The 25,485-nt window shown below is 43.1% G+C and carries 28 protein-coding genes; 10 read left to right on the top strand and 18 right to left on the bottom strand.

Going from position 1 to position 25,485, the window contains the following annotated elements:
- Window positions 1-19: 19 nt before the first annotated feature.
- From mecA to F9802_RS15615, 9 genes are all read right to left on the bottom strand, one after another.
- Complete coding sequence (mecA, locus tag F9802_RS15655) at window positions 20-682, bottom strand: adaptor protein MecA (RefSeq protein WP_152153645.1); 663 nt, start codon at window positions 680-682, stop codon at window positions 20-22.
- A 405-nt stretch (window positions 683-1,087) separates the two neighbouring features.
- Window positions 1,088-1,483: a transcriptional regulator SpxA gene (spxA, locus tag F9802_RS15650; protein WP_152153643.1), complete on the bottom strand. Its 396-nt coding sequence runs from the start codon at window positions 1,481-1,483 to the stop codon at window positions 1,088-1,090.
- 309 nt (window positions 1,484-1,792) lie between these two features.
- The gene (locus F9802_RS15645; protein ID WP_152153641.1) at window positions 1,793-2,365 is read right to left on the bottom strand and encodes a GNAT family N-acetyltransferase; all 573 of its coding nucleotides are present in this window, start codon (window positions 2,363-2,365) and stop codon (window positions 1,793-1,795) included.
- Window positions 2,366-2,383: 18 nt separating this feature from the next.
- Window positions 2,384-3,577 (bottom strand): putative glycoside hydrolase, encoded by a 1,194-nt coding sequence (locus F9802_RS15640; RefSeq protein WP_152153639.1) that lies wholly within the window; start codon window positions 3,575-3,577, stop codon window positions 2,384-2,386.
- 118 nt (window positions 3,578-3,695) lie between these two features.
- Window positions 3,696-4,625 (bottom strand): ABC transporter ATP-binding protein, encoded by a 930-nt coding sequence (locus F9802_RS15635; RefSeq protein ID WP_152153637.1) that lies wholly within the window; start codon window positions 4,623-4,625, stop codon window positions 3,696-3,698.
- 1 nt (window position 4,626) lies between these two features.
- Window positions 4,627-5,694: an ABC transporter ATP-binding protein gene (locus F9802_RS15630; protein ID WP_152153635.1), complete on the bottom strand. Its 1,068-nt coding sequence runs from the start codon at window positions 5,692-5,694 to the stop codon at window positions 4,627-4,629.
- 22 nt (window positions 5,695-5,716) lie between these two features.
- Window positions 5,717-6,745, bottom strand: coding sequence for an oligopeptide ABC transporter permease (gene opp3C / locus F9802_RS15625; RefSeq protein ID WP_152153633.1), 1,029 nt, complete (start codon window positions 6,743-6,745; stop codon window positions 5,717-5,719).
- Window positions 6,745-7,674 carry an oligopeptide ABC transporter permease gene (gene opp3b, locus F9802_RS15620; RefSeq protein ID WP_152153631.1) on the bottom strand — a complete coding sequence of 310 codons (930 nt, stop codon included), beginning with the start codon at window positions 7,672-7,674 and terminating at the stop codon, window positions 6,745-6,747. Before opp3b ends, opp3C begins: the two co-directional genes overlap by 1 nt.
- Window positions 7,675-7,827: 153 nt before the next feature.
- The gene (locus F9802_RS15615; protein ID WP_152153629.1) at window positions 7,828-9,474 is read right to left on the bottom strand and encodes a peptide ABC transporter substrate-binding protein; all 1,647 of its coding nucleotides are present in this window, start codon (window positions 9,472-9,474) and stop codon (window positions 7,828-7,830) included.
- A gap of 378 nt (window positions 9,475-9,852) precedes the next feature.
- Between F9802_RS15615 and F9802_RS15610 the strand changes: the two genes are divergently transcribed.
- Together F9802_RS15610 and trpS are read left to right on the top strand one after the other, a co-directional pair.
- Window positions 9,853-10,233 carry a DUF3899 domain-containing protein gene (locus F9802_RS15610; protein WP_152153626.1) on the top strand — a complete coding sequence of 127 codons (381 nt, stop codon included), beginning with the start codon at window positions 9,853-9,855 and terminating at the stop codon, window positions 10,231-10,233.
- Window positions 10,234-10,287: 54 nt separating this feature from the next.
- On the top strand, window positions 10,288-11,277 hold the full coding sequence (gene trpS, locus F9802_RS15605; RefSeq protein ID WP_152153624.1) for a tryptophan--tRNA ligase: 990 nt from the start codon (window positions 10,288-10,290) through the stop codon (window positions 11,275-11,277).
- A gap of 149 nt (window positions 11,278-11,426) precedes the next feature.
- On the opposite strand, the gene F9802_RS15600 is transcribed toward trpS, so the two are convergent.
- The 4 genes from F9802_RS15600 to F9802_RS15585 all read right to left on the bottom strand — a co-directional run bounded on the left by F9802_RS15600 (window position 11,427) and on the right by F9802_RS15585 (window position 14,981).
- Window positions 11,427-12,191 (bottom strand): YjbA family protein, encoded by a 765-nt coding sequence (locus F9802_RS15600; protein WP_152153622.1) that lies wholly within the window; start codon window positions 12,189-12,191, stop codon window positions 11,427-11,429.
- An 85-nt stretch (window positions 12,192-12,276) separates the two neighbouring features.
- Window positions 12,277-12,483, bottom strand: coding sequence for a hypothetical protein (locus F9802_RS15595; RefSeq protein WP_152153620.1), 207 nt, complete (start codon window positions 12,481-12,483; stop codon window positions 12,277-12,279).
- Window positions 12,484-12,764: 281 nt separating this feature from the next.
- Window positions 12,765-14,009, bottom strand: a complete 1,245-nt coding sequence (fabF, locus tag F9802_RS15590; RefSeq protein WP_152153618.1) for a beta-ketoacyl-ACP synthase II — start codon at window positions 14,007-14,009, stop codon at window positions 12,765-12,767.
- A 39-nt stretch (window positions 14,010-14,048) separates the two neighbouring features.
- Window positions 14,049-14,981, bottom strand: coding sequence for a beta-ketoacyl-ACP synthase III (locus F9802_RS15585; protein ID WP_152153616.1), 933 nt, complete (start codon window positions 14,979-14,981; stop codon window positions 14,049-14,051).
- Between the two features lie 94 nt (window positions 14,982-15,075).
- Between F9802_RS15585 and F9802_RS19780 the strand changes: the two genes are divergently transcribed.
- Window positions 15,076-15,228: a hypothetical protein gene (locus F9802_RS19780; protein WP_191992013.1), complete on the top strand. Its 153-nt coding sequence runs from the start codon at window positions 15,076-15,078 to the stop codon at window positions 15,226-15,228.
- A gap of 96 nt (window positions 15,229-15,324) precedes the next feature.
- On the opposite strand, the gene F9802_RS15580 is transcribed toward F9802_RS19780, so the two are convergent.
- Window positions 15,325-15,516 carry a ComZ family protein gene (locus tag F9802_RS15580; protein WP_152153614.1) on the bottom strand — a complete coding sequence of 64 codons (192 nt, stop codon included), beginning with the start codon at window positions 15,514-15,516 and terminating at the stop codon, window positions 15,325-15,327.
- A gap of 18 nt (window positions 15,517-15,534) precedes the next feature.
- The gene (locus F9802_RS15575; RefSeq protein WP_152153613.1) at window positions 15,535-16,494 is read right to left on the bottom strand and encodes a BMP family ABC transporter substrate-binding protein; all 960 of its coding nucleotides are present in this window, start codon (window positions 16,492-16,494) and stop codon (window positions 15,535-15,537) included.
- Between the two features lie 196 nt (window positions 16,495-16,690).
- Here F9802_RS15575 and F9802_RS15570 point away from each other — a divergent pair, with 196 nt between their 5' ends.
- A complete protein-coding gene (locus F9802_RS15570) occupies window positions 16,691-16,873 on the top strand; it encodes a YjzD family protein (RefSeq protein ID WP_152153611.1) in 183 nt (60 codons plus the stop codon).
- A 50-nt stretch (window positions 16,874-16,923) separates the two neighbouring features.
- Here F9802_RS15570 and clpB read toward each other — a convergent pair whose 3' ends face one another.
- A complete protein-coding gene (gene clpB, locus F9802_RS15565; protein WP_152153609.1) occupies window positions 16,924-19,521 on the bottom strand; it encodes an ATP-dependent chaperone ClpB in 2,598 nt (865 codons plus the stop codon).
- A 159-nt stretch (window positions 19,522-19,680) separates the two neighbouring features.
- Here clpB and F9802_RS15560 point away from each other — a divergent pair, with 159 nt between their 5' ends.
- Together F9802_RS15560 and F9802_RS19775 are read left to right on the top strand one after the other, a co-directional pair.
- On the top strand, window positions 19,681-20,184 hold the full coding sequence (locus F9802_RS15560) for an undecaprenyl-diphosphate phosphatase (RefSeq protein ID WP_263862314.1): 504 nt from the start codon (window positions 19,681-19,683) through the stop codon (window positions 20,182-20,184).
- Window positions 20,185-20,213: 29 nt separating this feature from the next.
- Window positions 20,214-20,519 carry a hypothetical protein gene (locus F9802_RS19775; protein ID WP_191992012.1) on the top strand — a complete coding sequence of 102 codons (306 nt, stop codon included), beginning with the start codon at window positions 20,214-20,216 and terminating at the stop codon, window positions 20,517-20,519.
- A gap of 20 nt (window positions 20,520-20,539) precedes the next feature.
- Here the strand turns inward: F9802_RS19775 and F9802_RS15555 are convergent, their stop codons facing one another.
- Window positions 20,540-20,848, bottom strand: coding sequence for a metal-sulfur cluster assembly factor (locus tag F9802_RS15555; protein ID WP_152153604.1), 309 nt, complete (start codon window positions 20,846-20,848; stop codon window positions 20,540-20,542).
- Window positions 20,849-21,035: 187 nt separating this feature from the next.
- Between F9802_RS15555 and F9802_RS15550 the strand changes: the two genes are divergently transcribed.
- A complete protein-coding gene (locus F9802_RS15550; RefSeq protein ID WP_152153602.1) occupies window positions 21,036-21,866 on the top strand; it encodes a Cof-type HAD-IIB family hydrolase in 831 nt (276 codons plus the stop codon).
- A gap of 230 nt (window positions 21,867-22,096) precedes the next feature.
- Here the strand turns inward: F9802_RS15550 and F9802_RS15545 are convergent, their stop codons facing one another.
- Window positions 22,097-22,951 carry a YitT family protein gene (locus F9802_RS15545; protein ID WP_225435373.1) on the bottom strand — a complete coding sequence of 285 codons (855 nt, stop codon included), beginning with the start codon at window positions 22,949-22,951 and terminating at the stop codon, window positions 22,097-22,099.
- A gap of 105 nt (window positions 22,952-23,056) precedes the next feature.
- On the opposite strand from F9802_RS15545, the gene F9802_RS15540 reads away from it, so the two are divergent.
- From F9802_RS15540 to F9802_RS15530, 3 genes are all read left to right on the top strand, one after another.
- Window positions 23,057-23,917, top strand: coding sequence for a DegV family protein (locus F9802_RS15540; protein WP_152153601.1), 861 nt, complete (start codon window positions 23,057-23,059; stop codon window positions 23,915-23,917).
- Between the two features lie 44 nt (window positions 23,918-23,961).
- Complete coding sequence (locus tag F9802_RS15535) at window positions 23,962-24,453, top strand: YajQ family cyclic di-GMP-binding protein (RefSeq protein ID WP_152153599.1); 492 nt, start codon at window positions 23,962-23,964, stop codon at window positions 24,451-24,453.
- A gap of 116 nt (window positions 24,454-24,569) precedes the next feature.
- The gene (locus F9802_RS15530) at window positions 24,570-25,436 is read left to right on the top strand and encodes an SDR family oxidoreductase (RefSeq protein WP_152153597.1); all 867 of its coding nucleotides are present in this window, start codon (window positions 24,570-24,572) and stop codon (window positions 25,434-25,436) included.
- Window positions 25,437-25,485 lie beyond the last annotated feature (49 nt).

The raw sequence follows: 25,485 nt of genomic DNA, 5'->3' as shown, positions 1-25,485 counted from the left end.
GAAATCGGCGCGGGCTTCATTAGTTGAAATATTTGCGAACCGTTTGAAATACGTCGCTTTCCATGACACATTTTCCATATTCTTGGATCCGGTGAATCGTCATGCCTGACTCGTCTGTATATTCCAGTAAAATGCTTAATGTGTTTTCCACTGCCTCTTCATCAAATGCCTCTTCCGAAAACTCCACGAACAAGTAATATTTATTGTTATAGGAGTATAACTGTGTAGACAATTCATCAAGATCGGTGCGTTTGCTTAATTGTATTAAATCCTCGAAGTTGTTAAATGAAAGCAGGAATTCCAATATCGGTTCTTTCGCTTCATCATCTTCTTCGTTTGCATGAAAGTGTTCATCAAGCAATTCTTCCAAACGGTCATCCACTGGGAAATCCCGGTACTTGTCTCCGGGCAGCGGCAGTTCGATTCGTTGTCCGTCTTTTGTTAAATTTGCCTGCGTCACTAAAATTTCAAGACCTTTATCTAAAGCCTGAACTTGTATCCAGAGCGGTCCATCGACAGTAAAATCTTCTTCATCGTGTATTTCTTCCATCATATCCCAAAAGAGCTCTTCACTGCGCTCGCGATTATACCAAATTTCTTCGCGGTCAAAGCCTCTTTCCTCTATATCTAAGTACGAAATATAAAACTTAACTGTGTTGTCATTAATGCGTTCGATTTCCATAACTACCTCTCCCTTCCGTCTAAGGGTACCTGAGGGCTGACTCCCTTATTATTAGGCATTTCCCTGAATGGCTTGACGATATACATGTACCTAACTCTATTGTATGCTAAACATACAGCAAATGAAAATATAACGATTCGAAAATGAAAAGGGTGTCTCGCCATTTTATCTGAATTTTATGAAAAACTCAAGACAAGAAATAAGAAAAGCACAAGCGCCTTGATCAGCCCCGACAAGCATAAAACAAACTGGTGGAATGGCGCTTTTCAGCCATGCCGCTAGAATAACCAGACCTTAGAGAGGCTAGGCGGCTTAAGCCCGACATCTAAACTAAGTACAAAAAACTTGTGTTTTCTTATTCAAAAATAAAAAACCCCCATACTGCTGTATGAAGGTCCTTCTTCTTTAGTTGACGAGCCGTTGCGCTTCCATAAGTTGGAACGTGCGCACTTTTCTAGGAAGGAAGCGGCGAATTTCATCCTCGTTATAGCCTACCTGCAAACGTTTTTCGTCCAGGATAATCGGACGACGAAGCAGTCCGGGATTTGATTGGATCAATTCAAACAAATTTTGCAGCGGCAACGTTTCAAGATCTACGTTTAGCTTTTGGAAGATCTTTGAGCGCGTGGAAATAATTTCGTCCGTGCCATCTTCTGTCATTCTCAATATTTCTTTAATTTCTTCGATGCTCAAAGGCTCGGAAAAAATATTTCTTTCAACGTATGGGATTTCGTGTTCTTCTAACCACGCTTTCGCTTTACGGCAGGAAGTACAACTAGGTGAAGTATATAAAGTAACCATTCCTCAATCACACTCCTTAAAGAATAAAATATAATACCTGTTATTTCATGAGGAATTCCATTCGCGAAGCAATCCATTTGAACTTCTTCAAATATCCGGCTACAATATGTATTATACATGATTGAATGGTTCATGAATACAGTTTTCATTACATTGTAATAATAATTATAAAAATTTTACACAGCTCAGACATTTTTTTAATATAAGCATTCTTTTTATTTTTACCCGTTGCCTGCCTAGTTTAAACTAAAAACAAATAATTTATTACACGAAAAAGCCCCGGGCGTCATATGACACCCGGCGCCTTTTTCACGTTAATTCTTTCAATATATCTTCTCTCGTTTCCTCTCTGGATAACACATTGTGGACAGGATCGAACGGTTCTCCGTACAGTTCTTCATCTTTATATTTGTGAATGAGCCGGTACGTTTTCTTCATGCTTTCGTAAATTTTCTCTTCTGTTTCATCGTTTGGCGCCCAATAAAGGATCTCCATGTCATTCACTTCATTCGTGGCGAGCGAACGACGGGAATAGCCGATCGTTGAGGCGTGATTAAACCCTTCCCTTGCGTAAAAGCGCAGCCTTTTTTCGGTATCTGTATCTTCATAATTGACCGGTTCGACTTCAAGGAGAATCGCTTTTCCTTTTTCCTTCAGCTTGTTGATCAGTTTACGGCCGAGTCCCTGGCCGCGGGCATCTTTAGATACGAATAAATAGTCGACAAATACAAAGTCATCGAATTCTACGTAAATGAGCACGTGATGCGGCCCTTCATCTTTATAGTAAACATCGCCTCGTTCTTCCAGAAGCAATTCAATATGCTCTTTTGACTTCATTTCTTCGATTGGAAAATACTGATTTAACTTTTCATACCAATGCATTCAATCTCCCTTTCCTTATTAAGGTGTGTAGTCCACATTCGGCGTATACTTATTGCTAGCATTCCACAAGAGGAATTCTTCTATTCCATTTTCATTTAACGCGCGGATTTGCGCTTCTATCTCCGCTTTGCCGTAAGGGCGGTAATTGCCTGCCCCGAGCCAGGAAGCAGTGAAATCTTGGAGCCATGGCCTGGAAAGCGGCGGTGTTTTTAACGACTTCAGTTTTTCGTTTTCTACTTTGGCATACGCTGCGATCAATTTATAAGGCTCGGTATCGGGCTTTTCAATACCGAAGTAAGACGTCCAGTGGCTCGGATAAACCATGGAAGAGATAACATCGACGTTCTCCGAAATTTTTGAGAAATTCTGTCCGATGCCGGGCGCTTCCGGCAATGTAGCAGAATAACCGAAAATATCAACAGACACTTTGACGCCATACGGCTTTAACTTCTCGCGAGCATAAGCGACAAAATCAGTCACTGCCTGCACACGGCGTTGAACAGGATCTTCTTTTGAGCGCTCGTAATCACCGAGACTGTAAGTCAGCTGCTGATCTCGTGTTTCAAATCCTTCTGGAAAACGTACGTAGTCAAATTGCACTTCCTGAAAGCCCATTTTAGCTGCTTCAATCGCAATGTCGACGTTATAATCCCATACTTCTTTCATAAACGGGTTAACGAAAGATTCACCGCCGCCGTTTTCCCATACTTGGCCATTTTTAGTAAAAGACCATTCCGGCTTCGCTTTCGCCAAGGTCGTATCTTTAAAAACAACAACCCGGGCGATCGGATACACCTGCTTTTTCTCCATTTCTTTCAGCATTGCCTGTGGGTCTTTAATGAATTGTTGGCTGATGCCTGTATATGGAGAGCCAGGCTCCGGCTTATATGTAAGTTTGCCCCCATCATCCTTTATATCAATGACCATTGCGTTTAACTCTGTGTCAGCCATCAACTTCATTAGCTTTTCAAAGCGGGCTCCACCTGCTGAATGCCCTGTCACATAAATTCCCCGGACCGCATCAGGATATTTGAATTTAAGCCCATTATCATATTGAAAGCGCGCCATTTTTTCTGTTATTTCCTTCTTCAACAAGGGAACGGGGCGCTCTTTGAACATCGTTTCTTCCGCTGCCATACCGTTAATAACATTTGAAAACAGCAAAGCGCCGGTGATAACCATGAAAGATCCCCACTTTTTCCATTTTATCATACATATCTCTCCTCTCCATCCGTTTTTACCCATTTTGGATATCTTTTATTCTAGCAATCTTGCTTAAAAATAAAAAGAACCACCGCCGTGTCAATGAACACACAGCGGAAGTTCTCTTTTAATAATTCGCTTTATATTGCTTATATTCTTTTTCAGAGCAGTAGACAAAATGGCCCGGTGCTACTTCTCTCATTTCTACTTGCTCGCCGTCCGCATAGTTGTGGACAGCCGGGTCATATGCTTTTCTTGTACGGCTTCTTTCATAGTCTGGATCAGGAAGCGGAATAGCGGAAAGCAGTGATTGCGTATAAGGGTGAAGCGGCTTTTTATACAGCACGTCACTTGGCGCGAGCTCCACAAGCTTGCCGAAATACATGACCCCAATGCGGTCGCTGATGTATTTCACCATCGACAAGTCATGAGCGATGAATAAATACGTCAGCCCTTTTTCTTTTTGCAGCTTTTGCATTAAGTTGACGACTTGTGCCTGAATCGATACGTCGAGAGCAGAAATTGGCTCATCGGCGATAATAAAGTCCGGTTCCACAGCAAGAGCGCGGGCGATGCCGAGACGTTGGCGTTGTCCACCGGAAAACTCATGAGGATAACGGTTGGCGTGCTCCCGGTTCAGCCCGACTGTTTCGAGCAGGCTGTATACTTTATCCATCCGTTCTTTTTTCGTTTTAGCAAGTCCGTGAATATCAATTCCTTCCGCAATGATGTCAGCCACTTTCAAACGCGGGTTCAGCGATGCGTATGGATCTTGAAAAATCATTTGCATTTTCCGGTTGAATTGCTTCATGTCCGCTTTCGATTTTTTCCCATGAACATCTTTGCCATCGAACAGCACCTGACCATCCGTTGCATCGTACAAGCGGATAATGGTCCGGCCGGTTGTTGATTTGCCACAGCCCGATTCGCCGACAAGACCAAGTGTTTCTCCGCGAAAAATGTCAAAGGAGATACCATCGACCGCTTTCACCATATTTGGTTTGCCTTCATTAAAGTATTGTTTTAAATTTTTTATTTCCAGTAATTTTTCAGCCATGTCAGCGAACCTCCTCGAACAATGCAGGCTTGTCAAAGTTATTTGGCATCGGCCGCAAGTTTTGCTGCACATTCACCGGCGGCTCAAACGCCGGCGCATCTGGATGAAGCAGCCACGATTTAACGAAATGAGTAGGTGACACTTGATAAACCGGCGGTTCTTGTTCGAGATCGATTTTCAGCGCATAATTGCTTCGCAAAGCAAAGGCATCACCTTTTGGCGGGTTCAGCAGATCCGGAGGCGTTCCCGGAATCGCTTGTAATTCCGTTTCTTCATCTGTATCTAAGCTCGGCATCGAAGACAGCAGCCCCCACGTATATGGGTGGCGTGGATCGTAAAAGATTTCATCGACTGTACCTGTTTCCACGATTTGGCCGCCATACATGACTGCTACTCTGTCAGCTACGTTAGCTACGACGCCGAGGTCATGTGTAATAAAAATAATCGACGTTTCAATTTTTTTCTGTAATTCTTTCATGAGTTCTAAAATTTGCGCTTGAATCGTTACGTCCAGTGCCGTTGTTGGTTCATCCGCAATTAAGATTTTCGGGTTACAGGCAAGCGCAATCGCAATAACGACACGCTGGCGCTGTCCACCCGAAAATTGATGAGGATATTGTTTAATCCGTGCTTCCGGATTAGGCAGGCCTACAAGTGCCAGCAATTCTACTGCACGTTTTCTTGCTGCCTCTTTATTCATTTTTTGATGCTTAATAAGCGGCTCCATCACTTGCTTCCCCACCGTCATCGTTGGATTAAGAGAAGTCATTGGGTCTTGGAAAATCATCGAAATGTCTTTTCCGCGCAGTTTTTCCATTTCTTTTTCCGAAATCTTCACTAAGTCTCTTCCTTCAAAAAGCATTTTCCCTTCTTTAATTCGGCCGGGCGGGTTCGGAATGAGGCGCATTAACGCTTTTGTTGTAACTGATTTCCCTGAACCAGATTCCCCTACAATCGCCAATGTTTCTCCTTTATCCAAGTGGAAATTCACTCCGCGGACTGCTTTCACTTCTCCTGCATGCGTATCGAAGGAGACGTGCAAATTTTGAACATCCAATAATTTTTTCATCAAGGTACTCTCCTTCCAGTCATTATTTCCGCATTTTCGGATCAAGTGCATCACGCAAGCCATCCGCTAGTAAATTAAAGCTTAAAATAAGCAAGCTGATGATAACGGATGGAATAATCAACATATGAGGATACATTTGCAACGATTTAAATCCATCATTAACTAAAGAACCGAGCGAAGCTTCCGGCGGTCGGATGCCGAGACCGATAAAGCTTAAAAATGCCTCCGTGAAGATCGCACTTGGAATCGTAAACATCGTCGTTACGATAATTGGCCCCATCACGTTCGGCATTAAGTGCTTCCAGATTAAGCGGCTTCCAGATGCGCCAAGGGTCCGTGAAGCAAGCACAAACTCTTGGGTCTTTAATTTTAAAAACTGACCGCGGACAATTCTCGCCATGTTCACCCAACCGGTAATAACCATCGCCATCGTAATCGAAAAAATACCAGGTTCAAAAACGAGGATAAATAGGATAACGACGATTAAGTGTGGGATCCCCATTAAAATTTCGATAATCCTTTGCATAACGTTGTCCACACGGCCTCCGTAAAACCCTGAAACGCCTCCGTAAGCAATACCAATCAAGAAATCAATAACCGCGGCCAGTACACCAATATAAATAGAAATGCGTGTACCGTACCACGTTCTTGTCCATAAATCACGGCCAAGATCATCTGTTCCAAACCAGTAATACTCTTTCACATTTTTCGCTTCATACATGTCGAACCCATCTTTGTCTTTCCCATCAAATGGCAGCCAGTCAACATTTTCTAATGCAGCTATTTTTGGCGGCAATTTAGCATGAGAGATATTCTGCTGTTTGTATGTGTATTTATTCATTGATGGGCCAAATATAGCCATAAAGGTAATAATCGTAATTAAGATTAATCCGACAATGGCTCCTTTATTCCCTTTTAATCTCAGCCATGCATCCTGCCAAAAATTCAAGCTTGGCCGGCTGATCTTTTCCGATTGTGAGGCCCGTTTGTCCACCGGCTGAAAGAGGTCTTTTTGCAATTGAATCTTTTTGTCTGGATTTTCTACATTCATTATTTCTTCCCTCCACTTAACCGGATACGTGGATCAATCACACCGTAAAGAATATCAACAATAAAGACGATGAAAATAAATAACACGCTATAAAAAAGAGTGATCCCCATAATGACGGTAAAATCATTTGTCATGATAGAGCGGACAAACTGCTCGCCAATTCCTGGGATACCGAAGATTCGTTCAATAACAAGTGAGCCAGTCATAATATTTACAGCTAAAGGACCCAATAATGTAATGATCGGAATGAGTGCATTGCGTAAGGCGTGCTTGACCATAATCGCAGCAGAGCTTACTCCCTTTGCACGGGCAAGCATAATATAGTCCGAGCTTAACACTTCTAAAAGTTCAGATCTCATATATCTCGCTACCGTAGCAATAACGAATACCGATAAAGCGATCGTTGGCAGTACCGTATACTCAAACCCTTCCCAGGCAGCCACCGGAAAGATGGGGTACTTAACCGCCAAATAATACTGCAGCAGGCCTGCAAATACGAAAGAAGGAATGGATATTCCTAAAACAGCGATCGTCGTTGCTGCATAATCCATAACACTGTTTTGTTTTAATGCTGCAAGTATACCTAAAACAATACCAACAATCGTTCCAAATAAAACGGCTTGGAAACCTAAGTATGCGGAAGGGCCAATACGTTCACCAATCATTTTCGTTACCGGCCGGTTATCATATTGAAATGATAACCCTAAGTCTCCTTTAAACAAGTTGGTCATATAGTTCACGTATTGAACTGGAAGAGGATCATTTAACCCGTACTTATCAAGAATTAATTGTTGTTGTGCCGGGCTTAATTTTTCCTGGTTTGTAAGTGGCGATCCTGGCAGGAGCTTCATTAAGAAGAAGGTGATCGTTGCAATAATCAGCAAAGTTATAAACATATAGACTAATCGTTTCAAAATAAAATTTGCCATTGAAAGCCCTCCTTTACTAATTTAATTCCACAAAAAAACGAATATTACTCGATATATTCAGTCAATTCAGATTTTTATCCCCTAAGCAGGGAAAAAGGAGAGTATATGCTGCATCGCATACACCCTCCTCATCATATAGGTTATATAACCTGCCTACTTAAATTCAGCCCATTTATAAGACTGGTCTGCACCTACTTTGTGGAACAATACACCTTCTAAGCGTGGGTTTTTCAAGTAAGCACGAGATCTTTGATAAATTGGAGCAATAGCTGCCTCATCTTCTAATAAGATCTTTTCCGCTTTTACTAAAGCTTCCCAACGTTTTTCTGGCTCGAGAAGCAAAGTAGTTTTTGCATCTTGGATCAATTTGTCATACTCAGCATTAGAGAAACCTTGCTGATTATGAGCACCACCTGTTACGTACATATCCAAATATGTCATTGGATCTAAGTAGTCAGCTCCCCAACCGGCAAGAGACATTTCATAATTCATTTTAGTCTCAAGATCAAGCTTTTGCTTAAATGGCTGCTGCTTAATATTTACCGTTAAGCCGTCAAGGTTCGTTTCGAGCTGTTCTTTAATAAATTCGCCAGTTTTTCTAGCTAAGTCATCGTCGTAGTTCAATAATTCTAACGTAATCTTATCTTGTCCAAGCCCTTTTTTCGCTGCTTTCCAATGTTTTTGCGCTTCTTTAATGTCTGTTTTTAAGTATTCTCCGCTGGCTTCACGAAAATCTTTGCCGTCCGGACCTTTTGCAAACTCTTCAGGAACGAAGAAATTCGCTTCAACTGAACCGTTGTTTAAAAGCACATCAGTGATGCCTTTTTTATCAAATCCTTTAGCGATTGCTTTACGGGCGTCTACATTTTTTAATATTTCATTTGATTCTTGATTTAAACGCAAGAAGAAAACGGAAGATTCTTTAACAGTGAAGAAGCCTTCATTTTCTTTATACTTGTCTACAAATTCAGATGAAAGCTTGATTTGATCGACATCGCCGCTTTCAAAAAGGTTCACATCTGTTTGCGTATCTTTTACGATTTTCGTATCGATTTGCTCAAGCTTTACCGCTTCAGCATCCCAATATTCAGGGTTTTTCTTCATTACAAATTTGTCTTCATGTTTCCATTCAGCCAATGTAAATGGACCGTTGTATAAAGTTGTATCCGCTTCCAAACCGAATTTTTTGCCTTGTTCCGTTACAAACTTTTCATTTTGTGGTAAGAACGTTCCGAAAGTAACCAGCTCTTTAAAATATGGCACTGCATTTTCCAATTGTACTTCTAAAGTTTTATCATCAATTGCTTTCACGCCAAGTTCTTCTGGCTTCATTTTGCCCTCGTTGACTGCTTTTGCATTTTTAAGATCGTACATGATATAGGCATACTCAGCAGCTGTATCCGGGGTTAATGCTTTTCTCCAAGCAAATACGAAATCGTTAGCAGTCACAGGATCGCCATTAGACCATTTTGCATCACGGAGCTTAAATGTCCACGTTTTACCGTCTCCACTTACTTCTGGCTCGCCTTCTGCTATTCCATCTACCGCTTCGTCATTTTCACCCATGCGGTACAAACCTTCCATCGTGCTGTTTAACGTATTGAAAGAAACAGCATCTGTAGCTAAAACTGAATCCATAGAAGGTATATCCTGCGTTTCTGTTAAATTTAAAATATTGTCGCTTTTTCCAGAACCATTTTCTCCATCTCCATTTTCTTTGCCGCCACCGCCGCAGGCTGCCAAGAACGTACTCATCGCAAGCAAAAGAACGAGAAAGAGAGCATAACTTCTCTTTTTCATCTAAATCCCCCTCACTTTATTCATTTCTTCCTGATTATTCAGAAGATTTCTTTATTAATTATAAACAATCTTAATTTTTTTGCAATAATTATCTTGGAGATTTGTTACATTTCAGACACATTTTCGTAATTTCAGCAAAATGTTATATGCGTTGTTGTTAAAAGTGGATTTTGATTTTAATTGAATAACGCTTCACCAAAGTGAAGCGCTTACATATTCCTACTCTTCCGAATATTTATTCTATTATCATTTTTCACATATAATGTTTATTGGCTAAATATTATATTTACTAAGTTTGAATTCTGTAGAAAGTGGAGTATATTCTACCTTTTTGCTATACTCATATTATTTGTAATTATTACAACTGGAGAAAAGTATATGAAACTTATTCAAAAATCTTTTATGATCAGCGGGATTATTATTATTTCTTCTGCTGTATTTTCCTTATTTTCTTCCATATTTTTTAAGAACTTTTTGGATTATGCTTTTTTATTTTCCCTCTTATGTGTAACCGCCGGTGCTTGCCTGTTCGTCATAGAAGGCGGTTTTTTTAGCGGGATTAGCTATAGTTTTAAAAACTTTCGTAAATCCACAAAAGAAGGAAGGTATATTGCTGAATTCGATCACCTGGATAAGACGGGCAACATTCATGAAGAGCATGCGAAAAAGAAAAGATTTAAGTGGACGTACCCGCTTTTAGCCGGTGGAGGATTGATTCTTATCGCCACTTTTGTGATTGCGCTTACTTCCTCATCTTGAAAGTTGAAGAGGATTTGTTTATAATTTTGTCAACTAAGAAGTGAGGGATTATTTATGAAAACGATATTTTCTGGCATCCAGCCGAGCGGTACGATCACTCTCGGCAATTATATTGGTGCGCTCAAACAATTTACCGAGCTGCAGGACGATTACAACTGCTATTTCTGCATTGTCGACCAGCATGCCATTACAGTACCGCAAGACCGGCTGCAGCTGCGTCAAAATATTCGCAGCCTTGCCGCTTTGTACATAGCTGTCGGGATTGACCCTGAAAAAGCAACTTTATTTATCCAATCAGAAGTACCGGCACACGCTCAAGCGGGCTGGATGCTTCAATGCGTCGCCTACATCGGTGAGTTGGAAAGAATGACGCAGTTTAAAGACAAATCTGCCGGAAAAGAAGCAGTATCCGCCGGCCTTCTGACTTACCCGCCGCTGATGGCTGCTGACATTCTGCTTTACGGTGCAGATCTAGTGCCTGTGGGCGAAGATCAAAAACAACATTTGGAGCTGACGCGTGACCTTGCTGAAAGATTTAACCGCAAATACAATGACATCTTCACTATCCCTGAAGTCCGGATTCCTAAAGCCGGAGCGCGTGTGATGTCTTTGCAAGATCCAGTGAAAAAAATGAGCAAATCCGATCCGAACTTAAAATCTTTCATTTCTCTGCTCGATGAACCGAAGCAAATAGAGAAGAAAATCAAAAGTGCTGTGACTGATTCAGAAGGGATTGTCAAATTTAATAAAGAAACAAAACCTGGCGTCTCCAACCTTCTGTCCATTTACTCTGTATTGGAGCAGCTCCCGGTTGAAGAAGTTGAAAAGCGCTTTGAAGGCAAAGGATACGGAGACTTTAAAGCAGAGCTCGCTGAAGTAGTTATCCGCCATTTGGAACCGATTCAAAAACGTTATCATGAGCTTGTCAATTCAGAAGAGCTGGACCAAATTCTCGATGAAGGAGCCGCAAAAGCCAATCAGACAGCTGGCAAAACACTGAAGAAAATGGAAAACGCTATGGGACTTGGCAGAAAAAGAAAATAACTGAGAAAAGCAGAAGCGCCTGTTCAGCCGCGACAAGCAAATGTCTGACAGCGAGGAGGCAGTTTTCCAGCCACCACAGCTGGCAGACATTTGACCTCGAGCGGTTAGGCGCTGCAGCTGGACAATGAAAAAAGCTGAACCTATTAGGTTCAGCTTTTTTCATTTAATTGGTTAATTTTCGATGCATGTTCCACTTCCCATAGCTTTTCAAAAAACGGCTGTCCTTTTATGAGGTTTTCACAAAGCCGGTCATGGCGGCTCGTCCAGCCATCCATCGCTTCTTCAAAGAAAATTTGTTTAATGTCTGCGGCGTTCATACTTTGAATATCTGTATACCGTTCAGGGGCCCATTCTGTGTACCAATAACGAATTTCAGCTGAATTCTTTGAAGAAAACAATTGGTCGAGAGCCATAAACAGCAGCTGCTTCAGTTGTCTTTCTTTTCTCGTCAAGCCTTTCACACTTTCAGGAGAAAGCGATAAAATGTGATACTCTTTTTCTTCCGGTTCAAGTTCCAACTCATAAGAAGCAACTGGATGAGCTTTAAACATATCAAACGCGAGCTGTTCTTGCCTCGGGACGAGACGGCTTTTTCTTACAGGGATCGTATACCCCATCGTGTCAACAGCAAGGATCCCTTTTCCGTCTGTGACAACGAAACAGTGTTCTAATTGAATCCGTTCGTGGTTTCTCCGCAAAAAAGCTTTTTTGCGAATATCCTCGAGCAATTGTTTCGGTAATTCAGCTAATTGATTCTCAATATAATAAAATAATTTCTCATCTATTAAAACTAACGGTACTTGATCCAGAAGCTCGACTGCATCGTCTTTGCGCCATTCGTGAAAATGGCAAACGTTATAGCCGTTTTCTTCCCCTTCAAACCAGTTCACCCAGACATCATGAAGATATAACATAATGAACCTCCTCACTTCTTCATCTATTTGTCTTCAAGTATGGGCAAAGCAAAGTTAAATTATTCCTCAGTCGACTAATTTTTCTTTACTGTCTAGTTGGAAAATAAATCGAAACCGTCATCATCAAAAATCCAGCAACAAGTAAATAACATTCCGTTCGCTCCAAAATGAATTGAATATATTCCCGGATGGTGAATCCGGCTGCCAATAAATTTAAATACATGATGCAGCTGACTCCCCCGAGAATGGACAAACCGAACCCTGTTAAAAAAGCGACTAGGCGTATGGCCATTTTTTTCTTCCTTTATCAAATTATCAGGCTGCGGCAGCTTGTCCTATATATGTATGCGGCAAGCCCAAAAACATGCAAAAAAGGATGAGGGTGTCCTAAGAGAAAGAACGAGGCACCTATAGAACAGCCTCTTTAATCTTAATTATTATAGGGAAGATTTGTCCGCCGCTTCTGTGCGTTGTTCATCCATTTGATGACTTTGTTCGCGATTTCGGTCTACTGAAAAAAGAGGGCATCCTAAAAGCTTAGCTTTTAGGATGCCCTCGTCCTTTTCGATAAAGTTAGGCATTTTTGTATTTTTTGAGAGCAATCGTCGCGTTGTGTCCGCCAAAGCCAAGAGAGTTGCTGATGGCGACGTTCACTTCTTTTTTGCGCGATTGATTTGGCACATAGTCAAGATCACATTTCGGATCCGGTGTTTCGTAGTTAATCGTTGGAGGCATGATACCATTTTTAATCGTTAAAGCAGTAAAGATCGCCTCAATCCCGCCGGCTGCACCGAGTAAGTGACCTGTCATCGACTTCGTTGAACTAATTGCCAGCTTGTATGCATGATCACCGAATACACGCTTAATGGCCATCGTTTCAAATTCATCGTTGTAAGGCGTGCTCGTTCCGTGGGCATTAATGTAATCCACTTCTTCCGGTGTCAGGCCGCCATCTTCAAGCGCTATCTTCATCGCTCTCGCCCCGCCTTCCCCTTCAGGCGCCGGTGCTGTAATGTGATGAGCATCACCTGTCGAGCCGTAGCCGACGATTTCAGCGTAAATGTTCGCGCCGCGCTTCTTTGCATGCTCAAGCTCTTCTAGAACGAGAATTCCCGCTCCTTCTCCCATAATAAATCCGTTGCGATTCGCATCAAACGGGCGGCTCGCTGTTTTCGGATCTGGGTTTGTCGACAAAGCCGTGTTGGCGCAGAAGCCGGCCACCGACATTTGCGTAATTGGTGCTTCGCTTCCGCCGGTAATCATTGCATCAGCATCACCGCGCTGAATGACTTTGAACGCATCGCCAATTGAGTTTGTCCCTGTCGCACAGGCTGTTACTGTACAAGAGTTGACTCCTTTTGCGCCGAGAAAAATGGATACTTGACCAGCTGCCATATCTGGAATCATCATCGGCACAAAGAAAGGACTCACGCGGCGGTATCCACGGTCGAGAAATGTTTTAAATTGAGTTTCGAATGTTTCCATTCCGCCAATCCCTGAACCGACCCAGACGCCAATGCGCTCAGCGTTAGACTCATCAATCGTCAAGTCGGCGTTTTTAACAGCCATTTTCGCAGCTGCTACCGCATATTGCGTAAAGCGGTCCATTTTACGGGCATCCCTTTTATCCATAAAGTCTTCGGGATCAAAATCGGTGACTTCCGCGGCCACTTTTGCCGGATAATCATCTGGATTCAATCTCGTCAACGCTTTTACTCCGCTGACGCCGCTTAAAACATTTGCCCATGCTTCTTCTATTGTATTTCCAACAGGCGACACTATGCCAAGCCCGGTAATCACTACTCTACGTTTTTCCATGATTCCACTCCTTCATTCTCATTCAGTTAATATATGATTTCAGCGTCCCCATCTCATCGCAATGGCGCCCCATGTGAGACCGCCGCCAAAACCAACCATAATCAGTAAATCGTCTTCTTTAATTTTTCCAGCTTCCAGCTCTTCCATAAGCGTAATCGGGATAGAAGCCGATGATGTGTTTCCGTATTTATTAATCGTCACAGACATTTTTTCTTTCGGAAGGTCGAGCCGCTGACGAGCTGCTTCCATAATGCGGATATTCGCTTGGTGAGGCAGCAGAAAGTCAACATCCTCTTTTTGCAGCCCTGCTTTTTCCAAGACGTTAATGCATGACTCTCCCATTTGACGCACGGCAAATTTAAATACTTCCCGACCGTTCATTTTAATATGCTTCTCCTGATACAAATGCTTTAATCCTGAACCGTCCGCCCCGAGCTCAAAAGACAGAATGCCACGACCTTCTGACACTTGACCGATCACAACAGCTCCGGCACCGTCTCCGAACAAAACAGCTGTATCCCGTTCAGTCCAATCTACTATTTTGGACAGCTTCTCCACTCCTACAACGAGTACATACTTGTAGGAGCCCGTTTCAACAAACTGTTTCGCTGTTACAATTCCGTACATAAACCCTGCACAGGCGGCACTGACATCCATAGCGGCAGCATTTTTCGCCCCGATTTGATCTTGTATCATAGATGCCACAGATGGAAACGGATAATCTGGAGTGACGGTCGCTGTTACTATCAAACCAATGTCCTCAGGAGAAATGCCTGCGTTCTCCACAGCTTGTCTCGCTGCTCTCACTCCCATGTCGGACGTATCCATTTCGTCATCTGCAATTCTTCGTGATTCTATACCGGTTCTCGTCCTGATCCATTCATCTGACGTATCCATCATTTTTTCCAAATCAAAGTTTGTGATTTCTTTTTCAGGTACAAAACGCCCTACTCCTATAACCCCTGCATTCATCAGGTTCCCTTCTTTCAACTGCTTTATTATCATGTATCATCAATTATTAAGACTTGGTACTAATTTTACTGAAAAACAGCTGATTTGGCAATAGGTGAAAATTGTTATATTACTGCATTCCATCATTCCGCGGCGTACATATTTCCACGGTTATTGTGCACAAATCGAATATGGAGACGCAGAAATTCAAGTGATTTATTCACAAAATCCAGCAGTCGGCGCAGAAAGCTGTGACAGCCGTGCATAAACTTCAATAACTATTGAACACTGTGGTGCTATCACACAAAAAAGCTGTTCCGAAAGCCAGTTGTTTACTGACTTTTGGAACAGCCCCTTTCCACTGTTATTCGTTCTCTTGCTGCGCTTCTTTCTTGCCAAGCTCATACGCTTCGTTCATTACATTTAAAAACATGCCCATAAACGGTTCAATTAAGTCCATAGAAAATTCAATTCCTGATTCTTTTAACTTTCCCTGAGCTTCCGGAAAGTATTTCATTGCGATTTGCATAAATTCCATATTTTTAGTTTCATTCATGTTTCTTCCTCCATCCATTTATTTGTTTGGCAGCTTGCCTGTTTCGATATATTGGTCTATATACCCTTTAATTTCGTTCGTAAAATCTTCATCCACTTCAGGACTGAAAGGACTCAGCGAAATCACCCCATCCGCAAAATCAAAGTGAAGGTTGCCTGATTTCAGTTTTCCTTTAACAAACTGGTCAGCAACGAGTAAATAAAGTTTGTCCACATGTTGCACGGTGCTGGTTAGGACGGTTTCTTCCCCAAGGTCCGATTGATTGGAAACGTAGCCTATGGCGTGCAGGTCTTTTGCTTTCAGTCTTTCAATGACAGGTACATTATATCCATCTCCGGCCGGGTAGACAACATCCGCGCCTTTGGCAGTCACTTTGTCAAGCAGCTGCAATGCTTTATCGGAATCATCCCAGTTCTCCACATATTCGATCTCGACACGGATATTTTTCCGTTCAAATTTAGCTCCTTCCACAAAGCCTTTTACTTCCGGCTGCCACCTATAAGTTGCTACAATGCCGATCGTCCCGGTTTTCGACGAGTGCGCCGCTGTCATTCCTCCAAAAAAACCCATCGCATGCGCTTCAAACTTTAAGCTAGTCGTATTTTTTTCATTAGCATTGCCGTTAAAGCTGACAAAATGCATATCTGGATAATCAGAAGCCAGTTTATTGAAATAATCTGCGTATTCATTGCCATGCCCGAATACAACATTAACACCTTTATGATAAAACTCCTCTACAGCCCTTTCTGCCAAAGCTTGAGAATTAATGTTTTCTTTATAAAAAATCTCTGCTCCATATTCATCTTGAATTTTTAACATGCCTTTATACCCTTTCGTTCCCCACACTTGATCACTGATCGTATCAGGGACGAGCAAACCGATTTTCTCCAGCTTGTTCACTTCTTTCCCCCAAGAACAGCCGGCAAAGCCTGTCAGTAAAAAGACACCCAATATGACTATCACTATTCTCTTGATCATTTTTCTTTCTCCTTTTGAATGCAACCTTACACCTTTCTCTATCTTACTTCTATTTGCCTATAAGAAAAAGTTTTTTTGGATAAGTTAAATGAAATTGTTAAAAATAATGACAAAAATACATTTAAATTCACTTCTACGCTATGCTATTATTAATGTTGGATTACATACACATCTTTCTCTGAAGGAGGGAAACACAGTGCAATTTATTATGACTTTCTTTTGGACTTTTTTACTGACAGAAATGTTAACATACGTTGTCAGTTCAATGAACGGCATTGAATTTAACTTTATGACAGGATTAGTTCTTGCGATAGCAGCAACTGTTTTGATGTTTGTTCTTTCTACATTACTTACGGACGAGCATGCTGAACAGCATTGATCATCTTTCTATAGAAAAAAGAGCGCCTGCCTTGGCAGACGCTCTTTTTTTTAGCTTATAACGAGTTCGCCGTCCTCCACATCAATGACTGCTTCTCCATGAAGCGGAATGTTGCCGGCAATGATCGCGCGGGCAAGCTTCGTTTCAATTTGGCGCTGGATAAACCGCTTCAGCGGACGGGCGCCGTAAACAGGATCAAACCCTTCCTTTGCAATAAACTCCTTCGCCCCTTCTGTCAGCACGAGGCTGATTTGCTGGTCATCGAGCCGCTTTTTCAAGTCATTGATCATTCTTTCCGCAATCCCTTTTATATTATTTAAGCTCAGTGGTTTGAACAGGACGATATCATCTACCCGGTTTAAAAACTCTGGACGGAAATGGCCGCGCAACTGCTGCATCACTTTCTCTTTCGTTTCTTCCTGGATTTCTTCTTCATTCTCTTTGCGGTCTAGTAAAAATTCAGAGCCGATGTTAGATGTCATAATCACAACTGTGTTTTTGCAGTCGATTGTCCGGCCTTGAGAATCCGTGATCCGGCCGTCATCGAGCATTTGCAGCAAAATATTAAATACTTCCGGATGCGCTTTTTCAATTTCATCAAGCAGTACGACAGAATAAGGCTTTCTGCGCAGCGCTTCTGTCAGCTGGCCGCCTTCTTCAAAACCGACATAGCCGGGGGGCGCACCGATCAAACGAGAGACCGCATGTTTTTCCATATATTCGGACATATCGATCCGAACCATTTGTTCTTCGCTGTCAAACAGTGTGTTGGCGAGCGTTTTCGCAAGCTCCGTTTTTCCGACACCAGTCGGTCCGAGGAAGATAAACGAACCGATTGGCCGGTTCGGGTCTTTAATGCCGGCCCGGGCGCGAAGCACAGCATCGCTGACGAGCTGGACCGCTTCATCCTGCCCGACGACACGCTCATGCATAATGCTTTCGAGACGAAGCAGTTTTTCCCGCTCCCCTTCCACGAGCTTTGTGACAGGAATGCCTGTCCAGCGAGCAACGATCGAGGCAATTTCTTCCTCGGTTACTTCTTCTCGTAATAAACGACTTTCGCTGTTATCTGCGTGTTCCATTTCTTTTTCGAGCTGGACAAGTTCTTTTTCCACCGCCGGAATTTTGCCGTGGCGAAGCTCTGCCGCTTTGTTTAAGTCATAACGGCTTTCAGCATCTTCCAGTTCCCTTCTCAGCTTTTCCAGCGATTCTCGTTTTTCCTGAACGTGCTGGATTGCTTCTTTTTCCGATTGCCAGCGCGCCCTCATTTCATGTGCTTTCTCTTTTAAGTTCGCCAATTCTTCCTGCAATTGCGCGAGCCTTTCTTTGCTCGCCGGGTCAGTTTCTTTTTGAAGGGCCGCTTCTTCAATTTCCAGCTGCATGACGCGCCGAGTCACTTCGTCAAGTTCACTTGGCATTGAATCGATTTCCGTACGAATCATCGCACAAGCTTCATCAACTAAATCAATCGCTTTATCAGGCAAGAAACGGTCAGTAATATACCGGTTTGACAGTGTGGCTGCTGCTACAATTGCCCGATCATGAATTTTGACGCCGTGATGAATTTCAAAGCGTTCTTTCAAGCCACGTAAAATAGAAATCGTATCCTCCGGCGTCGGCTCCTGCACAAGCACTTGCTGAAAGCGGCGCTCCAATGCCGGGTCTTTTTCAATGTATTTACGGTGTTCTTCCAGTGTCGTTGCTCCGATACAGTGCAGTTCACCACGCGCGAGCATCGGCTTCAGCATATTGCCGGCATCCATCGCCCCTTCTGTTTTTCCGGCACCGACAATCGTGTGCAGTTCATCAATAAACAGCAAAATCCGGCCGTCGCTTTTTTTTATTTCATTCAAGACCGTTTTCAATCTTTCTTCAAACTCTCCGCGGAATTTTGCCCCGGCAATGAGCGCGCTCATATCCAGTGCAAAAATCGTTTTATCTTTTAATCCTTCCGGCACATCTTTACGGACAATTCTTTGCGCAAGACCTTCCACGATCGCTGTTTTACCCACACCCGGCTCCCCGATTAGCACCGGGTTATTTTTCGTTTTTCGTGAAAGAATCCGGATCACATGGCGAATTTCATTGTCTCGCCCAATGACAGGATCAAGTTTTCCCGTACGTACTTCTTCAACTAAATCACGTCCATATTTCGTTAAAGCTTCATAGCTTGCTTCCGGCTGCTGAGATGTCACTTTTTGATTCCCCCTTATTTCTTTAATTGCTTGATCTATGTTAGCTTTTGTCAGCTGTTCTTTTTCCATAAAATGTTTTAGTTCATAGTCAGTTGTATTAGGAAGAGCCGACATAATATGTTCGACCGAAAGATAGTCATCGTTCCACTTTTTTCTGAATTGCTCTGCTTCGTTCAAGACCTTTTGCAAAGCAGTGGAAAGGTAGGCCCCGTATTTAATTCCTTCTCCCGAAACAGCCGGTTTCTTTGCCAGCTCCTCTTGAAGAAATTCGATCCAGTGCGCATTGCTGCTGCCTGCCCGTTCCATAATACGCGCCATTAAACTGTCTGTCCGGCCGGTAAGCGCCTGCAGAAAATGAACAAGGTCAATTTCTGTCTGTTTGTTTTCTTCCGCCGACTTTTGGGCTTCTGCAAGTGCCTCCTGCACTGACAGCGTCATCCGTTCAATATCCAAATTTCTCCCGCCTCCCTTGACCTATTTTGACCTTTTGATAAATTATATTTCTTTATCATATAATCTGTAAAGTGATAAGCAGTACGAGGTGAAAAAGATTCGTTTGCCAGCCGTTTTTCGCAAGATAAAAAGGTTATCTTTTCACTTTCTTTCCCATTCGTGTTAGATTTTAAAAGTGAAGTGATTAAACGGGGGACTTTGTCTTCTGTCCGCACAGTTGCAATTACGCTGATTATTACCGGTATCGCCCTTTGGACGATCCGTAACTTGAGGGGCCGTAAAAATGACGGCGACATGAAAGTCAGCGACGCCATCATTATCGGCTGTGCCCAAGCGATCGCACTCATCCCGGGAATCAGCCGCTCCGGCGCAACAATTGTAGCCGCCATGGGACTTGGCATGAAGCAAGAAACCGCCCTCCGCTTTTCTTTCCTGCTGTTCATTCCCGTCAGTGTCGGCGGCATGACCTTAAGCATCTCGGATATTCTCGGCGACCCTAACTTGCAGCAGCTGGCCATTCCTTACTTGCTCGCGTTTATCGGCTCGTTTGTCATGTCTTACTTTTCACTAAAATGGTTCATGAACATCATGGCTCAGGGAAACTTGAAATACTTTGCGATCTACTGCTTTATCGTCGGGCCGCTCGTGCTGATTTTTCTTTAAAAAATGAAGTAGTTCAATAGTTTCGGTGGTTGTTTATTACTTCGAAGACGTTGTTCATCATTTCGGGTGTTTTGTTCACGTTTTTGGGGTGTTGTTCATCGTTTCGGACATTTTCTTCACGACTGCGCGGCATTATTCATCATTTCAAACAGTTTGTTCACGACTATGCGGCATTGTTCGCCATTTCCATCCCTCATTCCAATGAAAAAAGCATCGGGCGTCTCGCCGATGCTTTTTTCATTGTCCCGTTACAGTGGCTGGCCCTAGCCAGACCTGTCCAGAAGGTTAAGGAACAACCTTCTAGCCGGTCTGCCTTATGCTTGTATCGGGGCTGATCAAGGTACTTTCACTTTTCTTATTGAATGCCAAGGGCAATTTTTGCATAACGGGACATTTTGTCTCTAGACCATGGCGGGTTCCAAACAATATCGACTTCAACATCTTTTACTTCCGGGATATCGGCGAGCGCTGCTTTCACTTGGTCAACGATGACACCTGCGAGCGGGCATCCCATTGACGTTAATGTCATCGTCACTTTCGCTTTTCCGTCTTCATCCATATCCACATCGTATACAAGTCCAAGGTTAACGATGTCAATCCCCAGCTCAGGGTCAATGACTTGCTCGAGTGCTCCTAAAATATTTTCTTTCAAATCCTGGTCCATGCTTTTTCCTCCTTCTAACTTCGTATGATTCCTATCATAACAAAGTGGCACGTGAATTATCACCTTGAACGCTTATTTTCACACAAATAGGCACAATTCATGTAAATATCCATACTGCATTGGACATATGTATTTAATTAAGCGTACACTTATAGTAGGAAACTATGAAAAGGAGTGTCTGCAGTCAATGGCTGAAAAACATTTAATTGTAGTTGATCTTGATGGAACGCTGCTTACGGATGATAAGAAGATTTCTCCTCGCACGAAAAAGGTTTTGCAAAAAGCAATGGAACAAGGGCATGAAGTAATGATTGCCACTGGACGGCCTTTCCGTTCGAGTGAGCTGTATTACCGCGAACTTGAATTAGTAACACCGATTGTAAATTTTAACGGCGCGTTTGTTCACCACCCGCGGAACAATAGCTGGGGCCTGTATCATGAACCGATGGATATAAAAACAGCTGTGGAAATTGTGGAAGCATGTCATGAGTTTAACTTTCATAATATTGTCGCAGAAGTACAAGACGAGGTATACTTTCATTACCATGATGAGCGGCTGATTAATTTATTCAGCATGGGGGAGCCGGCTGTAACAACTGGTGACCTGCGCCAGATGCTTGCTCATGACCCAACTTGTATGCTCATTCATGCAACAGAAGAAACGGCACCGCTGATTCGCGATCATTTAAGCCAGGTTCATGCAGAAGTGATCCATCATAGACGCTGGGCCGCACCGTGGCATGTGATTGAACTTGTTAAATTAGGCTTAAGCAAAGCGGTTGGCATTCAACGGGCTGCGGCTGATTTAAATATTCCAAAAGAGCGGATTATCGCATTCGGCGATGAGGACAACGATTTGGAAATGATCGAATATGCTGGCATAGGCGTGGCGATGGGCAACGGCATTGATGAATTGAAAAATATCGCGAACGAAGTGACATTAACAAACGAAGAAGACGGAGTCGCCCTCTTTTTAGAGTCGAAATTGAACATTAATCTTGAAAAAACCATTAATTAAAAAGAACCGGCTCTGCGTAGCTTTTCGTGGCGTACGGGCCTGTTCTTTTATTGTTTAAGAAGCTATAAAAGAATCGCATTTTCCTAATGGAGCAGACCTGCACCCTGATTCAGCACCTAGCCCCTCGAGGTCAAATAACCTTTCACCAATAAAGTCAAAAGGCGGACTTTTTTGGTGAAAGAACATTTGCTTGTCGGAGCTGATCAAGGCGCTTGCACTTTAGTTCTTACCTATTCTTTTCTGAAGAAACCGAAGATGCCTGCTGTTTCTACAATGTTCGTAAACGCATTCGGGTCTACTTCTTTTATGATCCGTTCGAGGTCATACAGTTCATATCGGGTAATGACAATCATGAGCATTTCGCGCTGCTGCCCGGAAAAGGCCCCTTTTGCCGGCAGCACGGTAATGCCGCGCACGAGTTTAGCATGAATCGCTTTTTTCAGCTCTTCCGACTTGTCGGTAATGATCATGGCGGTCAGCTTCGCATGACGAGTATGGATCGCATCAACGACGCGCGTAGTTGCATATAATGCTACAAGCGTATATAACGCTTTTTCCCAGCCGAAAATGAGACCGGCAAGCAAAATGATGACACCGTTCATCACTAAGAAATAGTTGCCGATCGGACGGTCTTTCATTCTTGAAAGAATCATCGCGATAACATCAAGACCGCCTGTCGAAGCCCCCCACTTTAACGTTAAACCGACGCCGACTGCACTGATGACGCCGCCGAAGACCGCGTTCAAAATAATATCTTCTGATAAAGCTTTCACAGGAATGAGTTCGAGGAAGAAGGTAGTGAGTAACACCGATAAAAAACTAAAAATTGTAAAAGATTTGCCTACTTTCAGCCATCCGAGAATCGCTACAGGAATATTTAATAAGAGCAATAAAATCCCGGTCGATACATTTACAGGTGTAAACGATGTGAATATATTTGAAAGCAGCTGGGCTACACCTTGAAACCCGCTCGCATACACATTTGCGGGAATTAAGAAAAAGTTCATCGCCACCGCATTCAAAAAAGCGCCGATGATGACAATGATTACTTTTTTCGTTAAACTCCAAACAGACTCTTTTACCAACACTTCTCCTCCTTTGTCTGGCTGACAGGCAGCCAGGTCCAAATTTAATTGTTATTTTCTTAAGAAGCCTTTACAATGATGAAAGGTAAAGGGGGTTTTCAACAAATGAAATTATTTGCTGATTCAGCTTGTGATTTGCCGCTCGATTTCTTTGATAGCTGCCAAATCACGTTAATCCCGCTCCATGTGCATTTGAACGGCGAGGACTTTGAAGATATGAAAGGCATCAACCCCAAAAAAGTCTACGAAGCCATTCGTCAAGGCGGGATGCCAAAAACGTCCCAGGCTTCCCCGCTTTTGCTCGAAAAACTATTTACTGAACTAGCGGAAAGCGGCGAACCTGGCATTTATCCCGCTTTTTCCTCTGCCCTCTCCGGTACATATCAAACCGCTGTGATGGTGCGCGATCAAGTAAAAGAAACGCATCCTACTCTCGATTTAACCATCATCGATACGAAAGCTGCTTCTTTAGGTTATGGTTTAATCGTTATGAGCGCCGCCGAATGTCTTCAAAAAGGATGGCTGAAAAAAGACATTGTAGCGGATATTCAATTCCATTGTCAACATATGGAGCATATTTTCACCGTAGAAGATCTTGGCCATCTTGCAAAAGGCGGCCGGCTGTCAAACAGCGCTGCCTGGATTGGCGGGCTGTTAAACATTAAACCGATCTTACACGTCGAAGAAGGCAGGCTTGTTCCTCTCGAAAAAGTACGCGGACGCAAAAAAGCATTAAACCGTATGCTCGATATTATGGAGGAACGCGGGAAACACCTTAACGTACAGCGGGTGGCCATCAGCCACGGAGATGACTCCGAGTCGGCCGAACTGTTGAAAAAGATGATTGCCGAACGCTTTCACTCTCAGGAGATTTATACCCATATTATCGGCTCGACAATCGCTTCTCATGCAGGTCCGGGAACGGTGGCGCTGTTTTTCTTAAATGAAACACAACTGTCCGATTGAGCACTTCATAAAAAATTACCTTCACTGGAAAGGCGGAATAAAAAATGGCAAAAGAAAATTCATTTGATATCGTTTCAAAAGTAGATTTTTCAGAAGTGACGAACGCGATTACCCAAGCAATGAAAGAAGTTCAGACGCGCTACGACTTTAAAGGAAGCAAAAGTGAAATTTCACTTGATAATGAAGAGCTTGTCCTTCTTTCCGATGATGAATTTAAACTCGGGCAATTGAAAGACGTGCTGCTTGGCAAGTTAATTAAACGTTCAGTACCAGTGAAAAATCTCGACTACGGAAAAATGGAAGGCGCTTCAGGCGGCACTGTCCGCCAACGTGCAAAAATGGTGCAAGGCATCGACAAAGATACAGCAAAGAAAATCAATTCACTCATTAAAGAAAGCGGATTAAAAGTAAAATCTCAAATTCAAGAAGATCAACTGCGGGTGACGGGCAAAAACAAAGACGATTTGCAGAAAATCATGGCAGCTGTCCGTGAAGCCGATTTACCAGTGGATGTGCAATTTGTTAATTTCCGCTGATCCCACTTTTACCGGATGGAGCGGCTCCATCCGGTTTTTCTGTAAAATAAGTGGTTAAATACGTACACTCCGGGTAAACATAAACGGATGAAAAAATCTGTATCAGGAGTGATTAGATGAGCCAGCAAGAACAAAAACAAACGTTTCCAAAACAGCATCAGGACGTCCAGCCCGGAAAAACTGAGTTAATGGATCCGAAGCCTGATCACATTGATAGCGATTATAAAGGAAGCGGCAAGTTGGAAGGCAAAAAAGCCTTATTTACAGGGGCTGACAGCGGCATTGGACGAGCTGCGGCTGTTTATTATGCTCGTGAAGGCGCAGATGTCGCCATCATTTATTTAAACGAGCATGAAGATGCCGAAGAAACGAAGAAGCTGATCGAACAGGAAGGCAGACAATGCCTGCTGATTGCCGGCGACATCGGGTCGGAAGATTTTTGTAAAGAAGCCGTACAAAAAACACTCGGTGAATTCGGCCAAATCGATATTCTTGTCAATAACGCCGGCGAGCAGCATCCGCAGAACAGCCTATTGGATATCACAGCCGAGCAGCTCGAAAAAACATTTCGCACGAACATTTTCGGCTATATTTATATGACAAAAGCCGTTCTTCCTCATTTGAAAAAAGGCGCGAGCATTATTAATACCGCTTCAATCACTGCTTATCAAGGAAATCCAACGCTCATTGATTATTCGTCAACAAAAGGAGCGATCGTTTCGTTTACGCGGTCGCTTGCGATGTCTCTTGCCAAAGACGGCATCCGCGTCAATGGCGTTGCTCCCGGTCCGATTTGGACACCGCTCATTCCTTCCACTTTTACCGCGGAAAAAGTAGCGAAGTTTGGTGCCGATACGCCATTTGGCCGTGCGGGCCAGCCTGTTGAATTAGCGCCTGCCTACGTCTTTTTGGCAAGCAGCGACTCCAGCTACATTTCCGGTCAAATGATCCACGTGAACGGTGGAACGATTGTGAACGGCTAAGGCAACTTTTTGATAACAGCAACCCGAAAAAACCTTTGAAGTCCAGACT

Source organism: Bacillus aerolatus (assembly GCF_009183655.1).
GTDB lineage: Bacteria > Bacillota > Bacilli > Bacillales > Domibacillaceae > Pseudobacillus > Pseudobacillus aerolatus.
This window is presented reverse-complemented; position numbering and strand designations above follow the sequence as displayed.

Excerpts from the sequence above, each read along its gene's own strand:
- F9802_RS15575 (WP_152153613.1), bottom strand. The coding sequence starts at position 16,494 with ATGATCAAGAGAATAGTGATAGTCATATTGGGTGTCTTTTTACTGACA.
- mecA (WP_152153645.1), bottom strand. The coding sequence starts at position 682 with ATGGAAATCGAACGCATTAATGACAACACAGTTAAGTTTTATATTTCG.
- fabF (WP_152153618.1), bottom strand. The coding sequence starts at position 14,009 with ATGGAAAAACGTAGAGTAGTGATTACCGGGCTTGGCATAGTGTCGCCT.
- spxA (WP_152153643.1), bottom strand. The coding sequence starts at position 1,483 with ATGGTTACTTTATATACTTCACCTAGTTGTACTTCCTGCCGTAAAGCG.
- opp3b (WP_152153631.1), bottom strand. The coding sequence starts at position 7,674 with ATGGCAAATTTTATTTTGAAACGATTAGTCTATATGTTTATAACTTTG.
- opp3C (WP_152153633.1), bottom strand. The coding sequence starts at position 6,745 with ATGAATGTAGAAAATCCAGACAAAAAGATTCAATTGCAAAAAGACCTC.
- F9802_RS15645 (WP_152153641.1), bottom strand. The coding sequence starts at position 2,365 with ATGCATTGGTATGAAAAGTTAAATCAGTATTTTCCAATCGAAGAAATG.
- F9802_RS15640 (WP_152153639.1), bottom strand. The coding sequence starts at position 3,577 with ATGATAAAATGGAAAAAGTGGGGATCTTTCATGGTTATCACCGGCGCT.
- F9802_RS15635 (WP_152153637.1), bottom strand. The coding sequence starts at position 4,625 with ATGGCTGAAAAATTACTGGAAATAAAAAATTTAAAACAATACTTTAAT.
- F9802_RS15530 (WP_152153597.1), top strand. The coding sequence starts at position 24,570 with ATGAGCCAGCAAGAACAAAAACAAACGTTTCCAAAACAGCATCAGGAC.
- F9802_RS15585 (WP_152153616.1), bottom strand. The coding sequence starts at position 14,981 with ATGAATGCAGGGGTTATAGGAGTAGGGCGTTTTGTACCTGAAAAAGAA.
- F9802_RS15535 (WP_152153599.1), top strand. The coding sequence starts at position 23,962 with ATGGCAAAAGAAAATTCATTTGATATCGTTTCAAAAGTAGATTTTTCA.
- F9802_RS15540 (WP_152153601.1), top strand. The coding sequence starts at position 23,057 with ATGAAATTATTTGCTGATTCAGCTTGTGATTTGCCGCTCGATTTCTTT.
- F9802_RS15615 (WP_152153629.1), bottom strand. The coding sequence starts at position 9,474 with ATGAAAAAGAGAAGTTATGCTCTCTTTCTCGTTCTTTTGCTTGCGATG.
- F9802_RS15580 (WP_152153614.1), bottom strand. The coding sequence starts at position 15,516 with ATGAATGAAACTAAAAATATGGAATTTATGCAAATCGCAATGAAATAC.
- trpS (WP_152153624.1), top strand. The coding sequence starts at position 10,288 with ATGAAAACGATATTTTCTGGCATCCAGCCGAGCGGTACGATCACTCTC.
- F9802_RS15600 (WP_152153622.1), bottom strand. The coding sequence starts at position 12,191 with ATGTTATATCTTCATGATGTCTGGGTGAACTGGTTTGAAGGGGAAGAA.
- F9802_RS15630 (WP_152153635.1), bottom strand. The coding sequence starts at position 5,694 with ATGAAAAAATTATTGGATGTTCAAAATTTGCACGTCTCCTTCGATACG.
- F9802_RS15610 (WP_152153626.1), top strand. The coding sequence starts at position 9,853 with ATGAAACTTATTCAAAAATCTTTTATGATCAGCGGGATTATTATTATT.
- F9802_RS15555 (WP_152153604.1), bottom strand. The coding sequence starts at position 20,848 with ATGGACCAGGATTTGAAAGAAAATATTTTAGGAGCACTCGAGCAAGTC.
- F9802_RS15595 (WP_152153620.1), bottom strand. The coding sequence starts at position 12,483 with ATGGCCATACGCCTAGTCGCTTTTTTAACAGGGTTCGGTTTGTCCATT.
- F9802_RS15550 (WP_152153602.1), top strand. The coding sequence starts at position 21,036 with ATGGCTGAAAAACATTTAATTGTAGTTGATCTTGATGGAACGCTGCTT.